At 59.9% G+C, this 14,419-nt stretch carries 18 protein-coding genes and 1 tRNA gene; 10 read left to right on the top strand and 9 right to left on the bottom strand.

Annotated features, from left to right (window positions below; all coding sequences use genetic code 11):
* Positions 1–5: 5 nt before the first annotated feature.
* Together SynMITS9220_RS10400 and SynMITS9220_RS10395 are read right to left on the bottom strand one after the other, a co-directional pair.
* Entirely contained in the window at positions 6–587 is a 582-nt protein-coding gene (locus tag SynMITS9220_RS10400; RefSeq protein ID WP_186989119.1) for a type II secretion system protein GspK, read from the bottom strand.
* A 34-nt stretch (positions 588–621) separates the two neighbouring features.
* A complete protein-coding gene (locus tag SynMITS9220_RS10395) occupies positions 622–1,347 on the bottom strand; it encodes a response regulator transcription factor (protein ID WP_186989117.1) in 726 nt (241 codons plus the stop codon).
* Between the two features lie 124 nt (positions 1,348–1,471).
* Here SynMITS9220_RS10395 and SynMITS9220_RS10390 point away from each other — a divergent pair, with 124 nt between their 5' ends.
* Genes SynMITS9220_RS10390 through pyrF form a run of 3 tightly spaced genes read left to right on the top strand, consistent with a single transcriptional unit; the run spans position 1,472 to position 3,802 of the window.
* Positions 1,472–1,798, top strand: coding sequence for a DUF1825 family protein (locus SynMITS9220_RS10390; protein ID WP_067095958.1), 327 nt, complete (start codon positions 1,472–1,474; stop codon positions 1,796–1,798).
* A 40-nt stretch (positions 1,799–1,838) separates the two neighbouring features.
* Positions 1,839–3,083, top strand: coding sequence for a tyrosine--tRNA ligase (tyrS, locus tag SynMITS9220_RS10385; RefSeq protein WP_186989115.1), 1,245 nt, complete (start codon positions 1,839–1,841; stop codon positions 3,081–3,083).
* Entirely contained in the window at positions 3,083–3,802 is a 720-nt protein-coding gene (pyrF, locus tag SynMITS9220_RS10380; RefSeq protein ID WP_186989113.1) for an orotidine-5'-phosphate decarboxylase, read from the top strand. The genes tyrS and pyrF overlap by 1 nt, the downstream gene beginning before the upstream one ends.
* 43 nt (positions 3,803–3,845) lie before the next feature.
* On the opposite strand, the gene plsY is transcribed toward pyrF, so the two are convergent.
* The 5 genes from plsY to SynMITS9220_RS10355 form a co-directional block, all read right to left on the bottom strand.
* Complete coding sequence (plsY, locus tag SynMITS9220_RS10375; protein WP_186989111.1) at positions 3,846–4,445, bottom strand: glycerol-3-phosphate 1-O-acyltransferase PlsY; 600 nt, start codon at positions 4,443–4,445, stop codon at positions 3,846–3,848.
* Positions 4,445–5,431 carry a DUF3086 domain-containing protein gene (locus SynMITS9220_RS10370; RefSeq protein ID WP_186989109.1) on the bottom strand — a complete coding sequence of 329 codons (987 nt, stop codon included), beginning with the start codon at positions 5,429–5,431 and terminating at the stop codon, positions 4,445–4,447. Before SynMITS9220_RS10370 ends, plsY begins: the two co-directional genes overlap by 1 nt.
* 88 nt (positions 5,432–5,519) lie before the next feature.
* Positions 5,520–5,927, bottom strand: coding sequence for a DUF3119 family protein (locus tag SynMITS9220_RS10365; protein ID WP_115125535.1), 408 nt, complete (start codon positions 5,925–5,927; stop codon positions 5,520–5,522).
* A 17-nt stretch (positions 5,928–5,944) separates the two neighbouring features.
* Complete coding sequence (locus SynMITS9220_RS10360) at positions 5,945–6,694, bottom strand: ABC transporter permease (RefSeq protein WP_067093108.1); 750 nt, start codon at positions 6,692–6,694, stop codon at positions 5,945–5,947.
* A gap of 23 nt (positions 6,695–6,717) precedes the next feature.
* Positions 6,718–8,034 carry an MFS transporter gene (locus SynMITS9220_RS10355; RefSeq protein ID WP_186992112.1) on the bottom strand — a complete coding sequence of 439 codons (1,317 nt, stop codon included), beginning with the start codon at positions 8,032–8,034 and terminating at the stop codon, positions 6,718–6,720.
* 136 nt (positions 8,035–8,170) lie between these two features.
* On the opposite strand from SynMITS9220_RS10355, the gene SynMITS9220_RS10350 reads away from it, so the two are divergent.
* Positions 8,171–8,241, top strand: a tRNA-Gly gene (locus tag SynMITS9220_RS10350).
* A gap of 34 nt (positions 8,242–8,275) precedes the next feature.
* Here the strand turns inward: SynMITS9220_RS10350 and SynMITS9220_RS10345 are convergent.
* Positions 8,276–10,357: a glycogen-debranching protein gene (locus SynMITS9220_RS10345; protein WP_186989107.1), complete on the bottom strand. Its 2,082-nt coding sequence runs from the start codon at positions 10,355–10,357 to the stop codon at positions 8,276–8,278.
* Positions 10,358–10,426: 69 nt separating this feature from the next.
* Here SynMITS9220_RS10345 and SynMITS9220_RS10340 point away from each other — a divergent pair, with 69 nt between their 5' ends.
* The 6 genes from SynMITS9220_RS10340 (at position 10,427) to SynMITS9220_RS10315 (ending at position 13,602) form a co-directional block, all read left to right on the top strand.
* A complete protein-coding gene (locus SynMITS9220_RS10340; RefSeq protein ID WP_186989104.1) occupies positions 10,427–11,092 on the top strand; it encodes an MBL fold metallo-hydrolase in 666 nt (221 codons plus the stop codon).
* 152 nt (positions 11,093–11,244) lie between these two features.
* Positions 11,245–11,520, top strand: a complete 276-nt coding sequence (locus tag SynMITS9220_RS10335) for an HU family DNA-binding protein (protein WP_006043393.1) — start codon at positions 11,245–11,247, stop codon at positions 11,518–11,520.
* 53 nt (positions 11,521–11,573) lie between these two features.
* Positions 11,574–12,470 carry a tRNA glutamyl-Q(34) synthetase GluQRS gene (gluQRS, locus tag SynMITS9220_RS10330; protein ID WP_186989102.1) on the top strand — a complete coding sequence of 299 codons (897 nt, stop codon included), beginning with the start codon at positions 11,574–11,576 and terminating at the stop codon, positions 12,468–12,470.
* Complete coding sequence (locus SynMITS9220_RS10325) at positions 12,454–12,759, top strand: hypothetical protein (protein WP_186989100.1); 306 nt, start codon at positions 12,454–12,456, stop codon at positions 12,757–12,759. Before gluQRS ends, SynMITS9220_RS10325 begins: the two co-directional genes overlap by 17 nt.
* A 230-nt stretch (positions 12,760–12,989) precedes the next feature.
* A complete protein-coding gene (locus SynMITS9220_RS10320; RefSeq protein ID WP_186989099.1) occupies positions 12,990–13,292 on the top strand; it encodes a hypothetical protein in 303 nt (100 codons plus the stop codon).
* Positions 13,267–13,602 (top strand): lactate dehydrogenase, encoded by a 336-nt coding sequence (locus SynMITS9220_RS10315; RefSeq protein ID WP_370594333.1) that lies wholly within the window; start codon positions 13,267–13,269, stop codon positions 13,600–13,602. The genes SynMITS9220_RS10320 and SynMITS9220_RS10315 overlap by 26 nt, the downstream gene beginning before the upstream one ends.
* A 10-nt stretch (positions 13,603–13,612) precedes the next feature.
* Here the strand turns inward: SynMITS9220_RS10315 and SynMITS9220_RS10310 are convergent, their stop codons facing one another.
* A complete protein-coding gene (locus tag SynMITS9220_RS10310) occupies positions 13,613–14,257 on the bottom strand; it encodes an alpha/beta fold hydrolase (protein ID WP_186989097.1) in 645 nt (214 codons plus the stop codon).
* Positions 14,258–14,419: the final 162 nt, after the last annotated feature.

Raw genomic sequence — 14,419 nt, 5'->3', positions numbered from 1 at the left:
TGCCGTCAACCTCGCGGCGGCAGGCTCGGGCCGGCTGGTCTGGCCCCGAAGCGGACACGCCCGATCAAAGCCTCCACCGTCGCCGGGGGCAGGCAGAGTCGCTCCTGTAGATCCGCGAGGTTCTGAAACGGTTCGCGCCGTCGTTCGGCGATCAGGCGTTCCAGCCGCTCATCGGGCCACGGGAGGGTTTTGGCCAGCAGGGTGGGGCTGGCGGCATTCAGATCAAGCGGTGACTGCTCGGGTAACTGTGGGGCATCGCCGTGCCAGCGGAAAATTAGATGGGGTCTCCACCGCTCGCAGAGACTCTCCGAGATGTCGAGCAGCTGAGCCAGATCCTCGATCTGGCTGAATTGCACCCCGCCCTGCTGTAAACGCAGCAGCTGATCAACCATCACTTCGCTGCAGCCAGGTAACTGGCGCCACTGTTCCGCCGTGGCCCTGTTTACGTCGATGCACCAACTCGGAGCGACCGTTGTTTCTTCTGCAGGCCAGGGGCTGGTGTCCACGCGCACGGAGTCCTTGGGTAGATCACCCATGGCCTGGAGCACCTTGCGGGCCAGTGGATCGAGCCAGTGCCGGCGAGCCATCGCCGCGTTTCTCCCTTGCAGCCTGGCCAGGACCCTAGGTCCAGCGCGGCGGCCTGGTGGGAACCTGCACCAGCCCCTCACGAAATGCTGTGACAACAGCCATGGTTCGGTCCCGGGCCGGCAACTTGCGTAGCAGGCTGCCGACATGAGTTTTCACGGTGTCAATCGACACGACTAAAGCGTCGGCGATCTCCTGATTGGTCATTCCTCGGCAGAGGCCGCGCAGCACGTCCTCTTCCCGCATGGTGAGTTCCTGTAATGGCACTTGATCGCCGCTGCAGCGCAGCCTGCTGTGGTGCAACACGCCACTAATCAGTGGATCGAGATACTGCCCGTCGGTGTCGATGGCCGTGAGCGCTGCCGCCACCGTGCCCGTTCCGGTGGCCTGCGCCGAGCAGATCCCATGGCAGCGGGCATCGATGGCATCCAGGATCGTGCGCGGGATGGGGCGCTGAAGCAGTATCAACACCTTGATGTCGGGGTTGTGGTCTCTTGCCCGACGCACGAGGCTGGTGCCACTGCCGCCCTCGAGGGTGTCCGTACACAGCAACAGGTTGGCCGCGCTGCGTTGAAGCCTCAGCAGGCAGTCGTCCTCGCTGGTGCAGGCCGCCACCAGAGGTCCCTGGCCTTCGAACCAGGCCGTCCAGCTGCTGAGCAGCACAAGGTCGGCCGAAGCGATGGCGGTGCGACTGCGCTTGAGCAGGCTGTGGCCCTGGCGTGACCGTTGCTGCAGAGACGGGATCCGTTCGCTGAGATCCAAGGAAGGGAGAGGCTCGAGGCCGTTGCCGCTGACCAATTCATGTTGACCCGAATCAGGGGGCGTGGATCCGCACTGTTACGGGGAGCTCAAATTGTTCAGAATCACGCCAGTTGATCGGTGGGCCATGGCGTTCTTCGACTCAGACATCGTGCAGGAGGAGGCCAAGCGTCTGTTCGGCGACTACCAGCAGTTGATGCAGCTCGGTTCCGATTACGGCAAGTTCGACCGCGAGGGCAAAAAGAAGTTCATCGACACGATGGAGGAGCTCATGGAGCGCTACCGCGTATTCATGAAACGCTTTGAGCTGTCGGAAGACTTCCAGGCCAAGCTCACGGTGGAGCAGCTGCGCAGTCAGTTGGGCCAGTTCGGGATCACCCCGGAGCAGATGTTTGAGCAGATGCAAGGCACCCTGGAGCGGATGAAAAGTCAGCTGGAACAGCCACCCAGCTGAGGCGGCCCGTACGATTCAGCCCGCAATCGCTCACTCGCCCATGGCCTCGACACCGTCTCTGCCGGCATGGCTGTCGCGTGGCATGGCCGATCTGTTTCCAGCCGGCGATGGTGATGACGCCGATCAATCGCTGGCGGCGCGGCTGAGGCAGGCAGAGCAAGAGAGCCGGCCCCTGCGCATCAAGTTGGGAATTGACCCAACTGGCAGCAATATCCATCTGGGCCACAGCATCCTGTTCCGCAAGCTGCGGGCTTTTCAAGATGCGGGGCATACAGCAGTGTTGATCATCGGCGATTTCACTGCCCGCATCGGCGACCCCACCGGCAAGAGCGCCACAAGGGTGCAGCTCACCGCTGAAGAAGTTGAGGCCAATGCCGCCACCTATCTGGCTCAGCTCGGCCAGGGCCAGCCAAAGCAGACGGCACTGCTTGATTTCGAGACCCCTGGCCGCCTGGAGGTGCGCCGTAACAGTGAGTGGCTAGCAGGTTTGGATCTCCCTCAGGTCATTGGCTTGTTGGGTACCGCCACCGTGGGTCAGATGCTCGCCAAAGACGATTTCTCCAAGCGTTACGGCAGTGGTGCACCGATTGCCCTGCATGAATTCCTTTATCCGCTGCTGCAGGGCTACGACTCCGTGGCTGTGAATGCCGATGTGGAGCTGGGCGGCACTGATCAGAAGTTCAACGTGGCCATGGGCCGCGATCTGCAGCGCCATTTCAACAAGGGCACCCAGTTCGGGTTGCTGCTGCCGATTCTGGTCGGCCTGGATGGCGTGCAGAAGATGAGCAAAAGCCTTGGCAACACGGTGGGTCTGGAGGAAGACGCGCTGTCGATGTATTCCAAGCTCGAGAAGGTCGGCGATGCCGCGATTGATGACTACGTGACCTTGCTGACGGATCTGAGTCCGCAGGATTTGCCGGATAACGCACGCGAGAAGCAGAAGGCGATGGCTCTGGCTGTGACCGCCAGCCGGTATGGCATGGAGGCAGCCCAAAAAGCGCAGAGCGATGCGGCCACCCTGGTGAGTAGTGGCGGCGATGCCGGAGCGGATGTGCCTGAAGCCTCTCTTTCGGCAGTGAATTTTCCAGCCAAGGCGTTTTATCTGCTCAGTGCTGTGGGCATCTGCGCCAGCAGCAGCGAGGCCCGGCGTCAGATCAAAGGCGGCGCCGCTCGCCTGGAGGGGGAGAAGATCACCGATCCGAATCAGGAGTTCGCCTCGGCGGCTGAACTCGAAGGCAAGGTGCTCCAGCTCGGCAAGAAGACCTTCCGCCGGCTGGTGGGCTAATGGCGATCCATCCCGCCGATCGGATCATCGTGGCCCTCGACGGCATGGCCCCGGATCAGGCCTTGGCCTTTGCCACTCAGGTGGAGGGATTGTGCTGGGTGAAGGTGGGTCTGGAGCTGTTCGTCCAGGCTGGCCCTGAGGTTGTGGCGCAGCTGCGCGATCAGGGCCTGCGGGTGTTTCTCGATCTCAAATTCCACGACATCCCTGCCACCATGGCCGGCTCCTGTCGTCGTGCGGCGGCGCTGGGCGCGGAGTTGATCACGGTGCATGCCTGTGCCGGCAGCGAAGCGTTGCAGGCGGCTCAGGCTGCAGCGGTGGAGGGTGCTCAGCAGGCTGGCCTCAATGCTCCAACGCTGTTGGCGGTGACGGTGCTCACCAGCTGGGAGGAGCAGCGTTTGCAACGTGAACTCGCCATCAGCCAGGGCATCGCCGAGCGCGTGCCGGCGTTAGCGCAGCTTTCGGCAACTGCTGGCATCGGCGGCTGTGTGTGTTCACCTTTAGAGGCCGCGGCTCTGCGTTCACAGCACCCGAATCCATTTGCGTTGGTGACGCCAGGCATTCGCCCGAAAGGAACCGCAGTGGGCGATCAGGCCCGGGTGATGGGTCCTGCTGAGGCGATTGCAGCCGGCGCCAGTCAGCTGGTGATCGGTCGCCCGATCACCAGGTCAGCAGACCCCACTGCTGCCTTCTCTGCCTGCTGCACGGAGCTGTTGGACTGACGCGAGCCTCCTGTGGAGACCATCTCAGGTACACCAGCTGCACTCAAGATTTCAGGCCCACCTTGGGTTCGGTGCCGTTGATCAGCCGTTGAATGTTGCTGCGGTGTCGCCAAAGCACCAGCGCCATCGCGACCAGGGCCACCACAAGATTGGCGTTGCTCCCTGAGTCGGCGGCCATCAGCAGCGGCAGGCTGATCGCTGCCACCACGCTGGCGAGTGACACGATCCGACTGAGGCTGAACACGGCCATGAACATCCCGAAGCAAGCCAGCCCCACTGGCCAGGCCAGGCCTAGGAACAAACCAAGCCCGGTGGCCACGGCCTTGCCGCCTTTGAAGCCGAGCCATACCGGCCAGATATGGCCGGCCAGGGCTGCAAGACCGGCCAGCACCTGGATCCAATCGTTGAGTGGATTGTTCTGGGTGAGGGCGCTAGCGATCAGAACCGCAGCTGCTCCTTTGGCTACATCCACTAGGAACACAACCAGTGCAGGGCCTTTGCCCACGTTGCGCAGCACATTGGTGGCGCCGGTAGAGCCGGAGCCGATGGTGCGTAGGTCGATCCCCTTGCACCATTGACCGGCCAGGAAGCCGCTGGGTAGGGAGCCGAGCAGGTAACCCAGCAGCAGCGTGAAGAAGGGCATCAGAGCAGGTCGTCTTCGTAGTCGTAGGTTTCGCCTGGACCGGCTGCAAAGGCCAGCCAGAGCGGGAACTGAAGCACGGGAACATCCACCACCCGTTCGGCTGCATCGATCAGGATCAGGGGCACTTCACCGCGCTCCTCCAGCCGGTCGGCTCGCTCTACAAGAGCATCTCCACGTTCAAACAGCACGATGCCGCTGCTGGGCCCGAAATCTTCCCGCCCCAGGCCGAGCGCATCCTGCAGGCCTCGTCGCCAGTCACCGAGGCGTTCGGGTTGTCCCGCTAGGACCAGCGTCTGGAACTGATCGCCGTAAAGCTCGCCGATGATGGCGATCAGGGCAGCCCCCAGCAGCACGTTGCGAGGTCGACTACCGCGGCTGGCTTGAGCACCCCTGCCGCCCTGATTGAAAAACCAGTCTTCGAGTACAGCGATGTCGCTGTCGTCGAGGCTACGGCGCAGTTTCCAGGGTTCGGCATAGAAGTCGGGCTGCTCCAGAAAACGCCTGAGGTTGGTTCGGATCAGCTCTTCGTCAGGACGGAAAGTGTCGGCCAGCGCCGGCGCGCCGCCGCTGTTCGCCATGGCCTGTTCGGCGGCGGCTTCGGCTGCCTGGGCATCCAGTGGTGAAGGCTTCACCACCACAGGCTGCGCCACTAGCTCCAGCGTCTCCACCGACTGGGCCAGCCCCTGCAAGGCTCCACCCAGATACTCCTGAAACCCCTTCACACGTCTGGCGATTGCATCGGATTGGCCAGCAAAGCTGGCGGCCATGTCTTTCTCCAGTTGCTGCTTGCGCTGTTGGAGGCTTTCAATCTCCTGTTGGAGGCCGTCGCGCCGCGTCTGCAGATCCACCAGGGCCAGTTGGATCAGCGTTTCAGACGCAGGCTGCACGTCTTCGCTGGCGGCGTGGGATGCCTCGCTGGATGCATCGTTGGCTGCCTCTGTGGATTGCGGCGTGTCCTGGAGTGGCAGATCGTTGTCGTCAGGCATGGTCGGCTTCTCCTCAACTCATTTCAGCGGATTGCGGGGCTCATGGCCCAAACACAACGTTCTCGTTGTGTTCAAGTGTTGGTTTGGCTTAGGGCTTCGGGGTTTCCAGGGAGCCGACCCGTTGTTCCAACTGTTGCCGCAGCTCAGCAGGGTTGAAGAGGATCGGCAGGAAGTGGATGCTCTTGATTTCGCGGAAATAAAACAGTCCTGGCAGCCAGGGGGCAAACAGTCGCCAGCTCTGCCATTCGGCGTAAGGGAAGCTGCGCAGCTCCTGCTGGCCTCGCCACACCACCAGCGTGTCGTTAGTGAATTCCAGCCGCAGGCTGTAGGTCTGCACCAATAGGAAAACACCAAACAGCCCCACCACCACGGTCGGCCATGGATTGAACGGCAGTGGCAGCAGGCAGAGGCTGAAGACGATGATCAGCAGCGCCAGACGGGGGCTGGAGCTGATGCTCACGCTGTTTTGGTCAGGTTCAGAGGGTGTTGTGGTCATGGAGTTAAGAGGTTGCTTCAGCCTCCGAAGAGGATCTGAGTCAGGAAGACGTCCATCAGGGCCACGGTGACCAGGATCATCACCACGGCACCTGTGGTGCTGGTGCCAACCTCTTTCGGCCCTCCTTGGGTGGTCATGCCCCAGCCGCAGGACAACACCGCAATTTGAAGGCCGAAAATCAAGGCTTTGACCAGCATGAACGGCAAATCGTCAGGATCGAGCCAGGTGCGCACTGAGGTCCAGAACACAGCGGGCGGAATCTGGTAAATCTCAGTGCTGCTGATCTGGCCTCCAAGGATTGCCACAGCAAAGAACAACAGACACTGCACTGGGGCCATCACCACCATGGCGATCAGGCGGGGAACGACCAGGTACTCCACCGGGTCGGTGCGCAACATTGTGATGGCATCAACCTGTTCGGTGACCTTCATGGTCCCCAGCTGTGCCGCGTAGGCGGTCGCGACCTTGCCTGTGAGCAGGGTGGCCGTCAGCAGAGGGGCAATCTCACGAGCCAGGCCAATCGCCAGGACGCCGCCAACCGTGGAGTTGGCGCCCATGTTGCTGAGTTCCTTGGCGACCTGGATGTTGAACACCGTGCCCGCAGCCAGTGCCGTGATGATCACGATGAGGAAGCTTCCAGGTCCGGCTTCCTGGAGTTGATCCAGCAGATCGACAGTATTAATCCTTCCCTTGGCGGTGGCGGTGACTGCCTGACCGCCAATGATCAAGCTGCTGCCCAGCCTCTTTAACCAGCGGGGCGATTGGATGCGGGCTCGGAAGCGGGAAGACATCATGCGCGTTGCAGATGAGCGCCGCGGTCAGGCCAGCGTCGCATCACCACAAGTCCCAGAGCCACTAAAACTGCTGGAATGAGGCCCATGCAAAGGCGGATGGCAATCAGAGCTGTTTGAGGCTGTTCGACGAAATTTAAGGCTCCGTCGCAACTCTTGGTGGAGATGTATCCCGTTAGAGAGAGCAATGTGCCAAACACGCTCATGCTCAGCCCGATGATCAGTTTTTGACCGAACACCATCCATGCGGTGTAAAGACCCGCGGGGTGTGTTGGATCAGCATCGATCGCATCGGGAAGCAAAGACCAAGGAATCAGGTATGCCGTTGATGCGCCCAGCCCAACCAGCATGATCAGTGTGACAACGGGAATCAAAGCGTTTCGGCCACTGTTTTCAGCGATTGGAGATAGGGCCATCGAGAGCAGGCAAGCGGTGATCCAGATGCTCGACCCCCAGCCGAGAGCCTTGATTCGCCCATGGCGGTTGGACAGCACGCTCCAGAGTTGGAGTCCGATCAAGGCCGCAATGTTGAAAGCGAGCAGGAGCAAGGTGGCGATACTTGCCGGAACGTGAATGACTTGAACAAGCCAGATCAGTGCAACAACCTGCATGAGCTGGAGGCCAAACCACAGCAGCAGATACAGCCCCAGCACCATCAGAAAACGGGAATTGGAGCGAATGCGATGAAGTTGTTTGCGTAGAGGCTCCTTATTGCAACTTGGTTGTTGAGCTTTTTTGGCATAGGGGGCCAAACCCCAGCAGCAGAGCAAGGTCGCTAAGGCAGCGATCGTGCCAGTGATTTGTCCCATCAAGACATAGCCGCCTCCGCCTTCGCGCAAAGCAAAAAAGGCAACGAGCAACCCCATCGTTCCTGAGATGATGGAACCGGTAAAGCGAGCTGCGTTGAGACGGGTTCGGATTGCAGTGTCTGGGCTGAGTTCTGTAGAGAGCGCGGCAAAGGGCAGATTCACGCTTGTGTAAGCGGTCATCAGCAGGATGGCCATCAGCACGTAATACAGCGTGCGTTGGGTGATGTCTCCCTCTGGAACCCACCACATGGCGGCCAAGCTGATGCCTAACGGCAGGGCGGCCCCAAACATCCAGGGAAGTCTTGGCCCCCACCGGCTTGTGGTGTGATCGCTCATCCAGCCGATCAGCGGATCATTCACGCCATCCCAGATTTTGATCACCGTGAGCAGTGAGCCAGCAATGAACGCTGGAAGGCCTGCTGCACAAGTGAAAAAGGGAAACAGGTAAAAACCGAGTGTTGTCGCGGCGAGTCCGGTCCCTGCGTCTCCAAGTCCATACGAAAACATCAGACGGCGGCGGGAGCCCTCAGGGCGAGCTGCAGAAGTGGTCAATCCGAATGAGGGGGCTCGCTGACCGTCATAATGCTTGGGGATATGACCGCACCAGCTCCGCCCTTTTGGAATCTGGTTCGTTTGTATCAATGCGGGCGTAGTTTAGTGGTAAAACCTCAGCCTTCCAAGCTGATGATGCGGGTTCGATTCCCGCCGCCCGCTTTGTTTTATTGCTCCAGGCCTTTGGGCTTGCTTCTTAGAGCTTGATGTTGTCGGCGTACTCGCGAGCCACCATCACCACCAGGCTTCGGGCTTCGAGGGGGACGCCGTCCGGACTCCAAGGTTCCAGGGTCTGGGGAAGGTCCTCACCGGCAGGAAGGGCCGTATCGATCAGGCGGTGCCAGGGAGATGCCGGCTGGGGCAGATCAAAGTGCATGGCCTTGAAGTAAGCGTTGAAGCCAGCCCAGAGAACTGCTCCGCGTTTGCCGCGATGCAGGCTCATTGCCAGGCAGTGGGACCAGCTGGCCCAGTCGGGCTTGCCCAGTTCCACTCCATGCCACTGGCGCCACAAACCATCGGGATCGCTGTTGCGTCGCTGCTGTTGCGGTTCGTAGTGGCTCATCACTGGGTTCAACAGCTCGGCGAGCTCTGAGCGCAGCCGCAGCAGTCGCTGCACGAAGGTGAGCAGCTCTGTATCGCAGTGCTCCTCGGACCAGATCATCCAGCTGAGCGGTGTGTCCTGGCACCAGGTGTTGTTGTTGCCTCCCTGGCTGCGGCCAACCTCGTCGCCCATCAACAGCATCGGTACGCCGCGCGCCAGCAGCAGGGTGCTCAGCATGTTGCGTTGCTGACGCTTGCGCAGAGCAGTGATGGCAGGGTCACTGCTGGGACCTTCAACTCCGTGATTCCAGCTGTTGTTGTGATTTTCACCGTCGCGGTTGTCTTCACCATTGGCGAGGTTGTGCTTCCTGTTGAAGCTCACCAGATCCATCAGTGTGAAACCATCGTGGGCCGTGAGCAGATTCACGGAGCTGCCTAAACCTGCGGGTTTGCCGTCATAGAGATCAGGGCTGCTGCGCAGCCGCTGTGCCATGGCCCAAGTGCTGTCATCGTCGCCTTTCCAGAAGCTGCGCAAGGCATCACGAAACCGCCCGTTCCAGGTCCCGATGCGCCGAGCCGGGAAGTCATTCAGTCGATAGAGACCACCGCAGTCCCAGGGCTCGCTCACAAGCTTGAGCTCACTGAGTAGCGGGTCAGCCTCCATCGCTTCGAACAGTGCGGGTTTGTCCAATGGCTTCAGACCTTCGCCGCGACTCAGGGCAATGCCGAGATCGAAGCGAAAGCCATCCACTCCCAGTTCCAGTGCCCAGCAGCGCAGCGACTCCAGAATCAGTTCACGGCTGAGCGGATGGTGGGCGGCAATGGTGTTGCCACAGCCACTTACGTCTTGGTAATCACCCTTATCGGTCTGGTGGTAGTAGGTGCGATCGGCGAAGCCACGCCAGCTCAGGGTGGGGCCATCAGCATTGCCTTCGGTGGTGTGGTTGTAGACAACATCAAGCAACACCTCCAGGCCAGCGTCGTGACAGGCCGCCACCAGATCGCGCATCTGATCTCTGGCCTTCATGGGGTCACCGCCGCCCACATAGCCCTGATGCGGAGCAAACCAGCTCAGTGGGCTGTAGCCCCAGATGTTGTCTCGCCCAGGAGGCGCATCCTGGGGATCGAAGGCCTGCACGGGCAGCAGTTCGATCGTGGTGACGCCCAACTGCTTGAGATACGGGATCTTGTCGATCACTCCCAGCAGGCTGCCCTGTCGATCAGGAGCCACGCCGCTGTCGCTGCGTTGGGTGAAGCCTCCAATATGCAGCTCGTAGATCACCGTCTGCTGCCAACTGTGTCGAGGTCTGGGATGCGCATCGAAATCGAAGCGGTCCCGTTCGCAGACCAGTCCTTTCAGGCAGCAATGGGTGTTCGGTGAAGCACCGGTGGCGGCTTCGCGTTGATAAATCGACCAGCCCGTGATCGCGCGAGCACACGGATCCAACAGCACCTTCGCGGGCCGGAAGCCATGGCCTCCCGGTGCGAGCGGCCCGAACACTCGATAGCCATAGCAGCAACCTGCCGTCAGTCCCTCCACCTCCACATGCCAGTAATCGCCAGAGCGGTGGTTGCTGTCGTTGAGATCGATCAGTTGCTCTGGACTGCTGGCTTCAGCGGTGGAGAAAATCAGCAGTTCAACCCGGTTTGCACCTGGCGCTGCCACCGAGAAATTCACACCATCGGCGGTGATGCTGCTGCCAAGAGGCCAAGGCTTGCCTCGCCGGACCGTGCTCAAAGATCCACTCCCAGGAGGCGGGTGAAGCCTTCAAAGTAGTGATAGCTCCGGTGATTCATCGTGTCTGTGATGACCTCCTCGCTGGAGCCAGGCCGCCCGCCTGTGCAAATCCGGCCTGATCTCTGGCTGTTTCCGCCGAACCGCGACTGTCGTGGTGGCTCGTCCTGGTGGCTCGACGTCGACCCTGAGCCCGTTTTGATCGACTGTCCGCCGCTCAGCGAAGCCACCTTGGAGGCTCTGCGGGAACTGGCGCAAGGCCGTTGCGCCCGCATTCTTCTCACCAGTCGAGAGAGCCATGGACGCTTGCGGAGTTTGCAGCAGCGCATGCAATGGCCCGTGCTCGTCCAGGAACAGGAGGCCTATCTGTTGCCGGGCGTTGAGCAGCTCGAAACGTTCTCCGAGGAGACCGTCACGCCTTCAGGCCTGCGACTGCTCTGGACGCCAGGCCCTACGCCTGGTCATGCCGTTGTGCATGCGCCGCTGCCTGTGAATGTGCTGTTCTGCGGACGTTTGCTTGTGCCAGTGGCCAAGGATCAATTGGCACCTTTGCAGCACCGGCGCACCTTTCACTGGCCTCGGCAGCAGCACAGTCTGCGTCAATTATGCCGGTGGCTTCCTTCAGAAGCCGCTCCGGCACTGGCTTCTGGGGCTGGTCTAGGTGCTCTGCGTGGTAGTCATCTGGCTCCCTTTAACAGCTGGAATCAGCAGGCCAATGCAGCATTTGACACGGTCTGATTCACATGAGATTCGGTGAAAGCATTGCGGCACGGTGTTTTTCGGTTGCAGCACAGCGATTGTCTCCATACGATTAGCCCGCCTAGGGAAGCCGTGCGGATGTCGACCTCCGCATCGTCGATCCAACCGCTTCCGCCACTTTCCCCCACCCAATGAACAAAGCTGATCTCGTCAACCTGGTTGCCGCCCGCACCGAGCTCACCAAGACCGATGTGTCTCTGGTGGTGGATGCCGCCATCGAAACCATCATCGATTCCGTTGTGGAGGGCAAAAAGGTCTCCATCCTTGGTTTCGGTTCCTTTGAGCCTCGTGAGCGCTCTGCCCGTCAGGGTCTGAACCCCAAGACCGGCGAAAAGATCAAGATCCCCGCCAAGCGCGTGCCCGCTTTCACCGCAGGCAAGATGTTCAAGGATCGTGTTCAGGGCTGATTGACTGCCTGAACGCTTGATCGGGGTGGTCCTCTCGGGCCACCCTTTCTTGTGTGGACCTTCCTGATTGTCTCCAGGCCGTTTTTGAGCAGGGGCGTCAACAGCGTCTCCTGGGTTATCGCGGCCGTTTCGCTCCGACTCCCTCGGGTCCCCTGCATCTGGGCAACCTGCGCACGGCGCTGATCTCCTGGTTGCAGGCCCGTCTTCAGGGTGGTGAATGGTTGCTGCGGATTGATGATCTCGATACTCCGCGCATCCGGCTTGGCGCGGTCGACTCAGCTCTCGAAGACTTGCAATGGCTTGGATTGCACTGGGATGGTCCAGTGATCATGCAGAGCCAGCGGCTCGGGCTATACAACTCCTGCCTCTCTGCACTTCGGCGTGACCAGCTGCTGTATCCCTGCCGCTGCAGTCGTCGTCAGCTGGGTGCCGGTCGGCGCTATCCAGGAACCTGTAGGGAGATGGCAAGGGGCTGGGGTCTGCAGGATGGACGTCTGCCTGCCTGGAGGCTGAAAGTGAAGGCCGTGGATGAACCCCGCTGCGGTGATCTGGTTCTGCGCCGAGCCGATGGATTTATCGCCTATCACCTTTCAACGGCAGTGGACGAGCTGGCACTGGGTATCACCGAGGTGGTTCGGGGCTCTGATTTGGCTGCCGTGTGTCTTGCCCAGCAGGCGGTGATCGCCTCTCTGGAGGAGCAATCGCCCAGCTATCGACACACACCGCTGCTTTGCGATTCGAAAGGGCAGAAGCTCTCCAAACGTGAACAGGCCGAAGGGTTGGCACCTCTTCAGGAGAAGCAGTGGTCATCGCAGCAGGTGGTGGGATGGCTGGCCGCTTCGCTGGGTTTGGTCGACGAGCACTGCTCCTTATCGGCTTGCGAGCTGCTGCAAGAGATTCAGGCTCGACCCCTGCCGCTGCAGGGATGTTGGGATGACCCAGATTCTTAAGGAATCCTTCGGGATCGCAGCCGCTTGTGGCTTCCACACTGAAGTTGGTTTTTTTGGTTCAGGCATGGCGATCTGCTCCAGCTGCGGAGGCAGTGGAATTAAACGCATCAGCGAGCAGCGCTTCCGGACCTGTCATGACTGTCTGGGCAGAGGTGTGCTTCGGCCTGTCGCCTCTCCCACAACATCAACATTCCCAGCGCGTTCTGTCGTTGGCTCCCTCGAGGAGGGATCTGAAAAGCTCAAAGAAGTGGTCATCAAGAAAGCGGTGATTTCCGCTTTTGCCAAATAAAAAATGCCGCTGCTGCCACGACAGCCAACAGGGGTACAGCCGTGAACAGTAAGAGTGCGACTGCGGTCCAGTCGGTATACATCCGATCATCGATCGAGTGATCTCATTCTTTCAGTTGTTCTCGCGGCCAGCTCAAGAGTTGGTTTGTGAATGCTTGGAAGCACGTCAAGTCGTTGCTCTTTTTACACCTCTTGGGTAACAACCTCTTGAACAATTTGCTCAGGGCATGGATGTCTGGAACGATTGCTCTTGTGATTGGCAGTGTTGCAGCGCCGGGTCATGCAGCGTCTCTCGATGGAGTGCGTCCGCTTCTTTTGGCATGTTTTAAGAGCGCTGATGCACCCAGCTGTGATCGAGCTCTGATGCTCACTGAGGCGATGCAGCGTCGTGCCGCCGATCGCCAGCTCTATCCCTGCCAGACCCTGCTGCTTGGTGTGCAGGCGGAAGTGGTGATGGTGCAGCTTGGTGAACAACGGGGTCAGAAAGTTTTTGAGACATTGCGGGACAGTGAACGCCTCTGTGCAGGCCTTTGATCCACTGCTCACGATCCCATTCACAATGGGGTTCCATGCATCAAGCGTCGTGCGCGTGTTGTTAACGAGCGTTGTCGCTCTGGTCACGATCGGCACCAGTCTGGCCAATCCTGTTCGGGGGCAGGTGCGTTTTGATGACTGCAAGCCTGTTGCGGGTGGTGGGATCACTTGCAACACAGTTCCTTATGGCAACACCCGGGCCGACATGATTGACGGTGAGTTCGGCCTAATGGATCAGGCCAGTCCTGGCTGGGCGGAATACAACCCCTACGAGGGGTACGACGACATGCTGGGTGGCAACCAGACGTGATGGACCACCCTCAGCTTGCTGGCTGCACCACCTTGCTGAGGAAGTCATGCATGTGTTCAACAGCCAGATTCAAGTTCTGAAGTTCGCTATGCCCTGATTGTTTGCGTGGTTTGAAGCTGTGATCACCATCGGGCATCCAGGCGAGTTGTATTTGCTCTGACAGCGCATAGTTGTTCACGTCCTTCCTGTTGCCCATCGCATCCCGCTCTCCCTGTATCACCAGGGTTGGCGTTTGCAGATTCTGCAAATGTTCCACGCGCAATGTCTCTGGTTTGCCAAGAGGGTGAAAGGGATAGCCCAGACAGATGCATCCCAGAATCCTGTTTTGGCTCCACAACGCATCGGCAAGCAGGCTGGCGATCCTCCCACCCATGGATTTGCCTCCGATGATCAGCGGCTGCTTGGCAGGAAGAGACTGGAGTTGCTCGGCATAACACTGCAACAGGATGTCAGCTTTGTTGGGTGGTCTTTTGCGACCACTGACGCGCTGCTGGGCCATATAGGGAAATTCGAAGCGGATCACCTGCCACCCCTGCTGCGCAAGTCCTTCGGCCATGTGCTGCATAAAAGGACTCTCCATGCCAGCGCCGGCACCATGGGCCAGCACCACGGTTGCTGACCCGGTTGTAGGCCCACACACCAGCGTGTTGTCCATGTGGTTATCAGGCGGGTCGTGAGTCTTTGTTCACCCAAGGCTGTCATGCCCTCACTGCGCAGAGAAGCCTGTGGGCTTGGGTTTGCTATTTCAGACTTGTGCTCAAGTTGTGCCTTGATCAATCAGGAAATTGCTTAAGCAGGTGACCCAATTTCTTGTCTG

The organism is Synechococcus sp. MIT S9220 (assembly GCF_014304815.1).
Taxonomy (GTDB): Bacteria; Cyanobacteriota; Cyanobacteriia; order PCC-6307; family Cyanobiaceae; genus Synechococcus_C.
The sequence above is the reverse complement of the archived record's forward strand: the minus strand, read 5'-3'. Positions and strand labels throughout refer to the sequence as shown.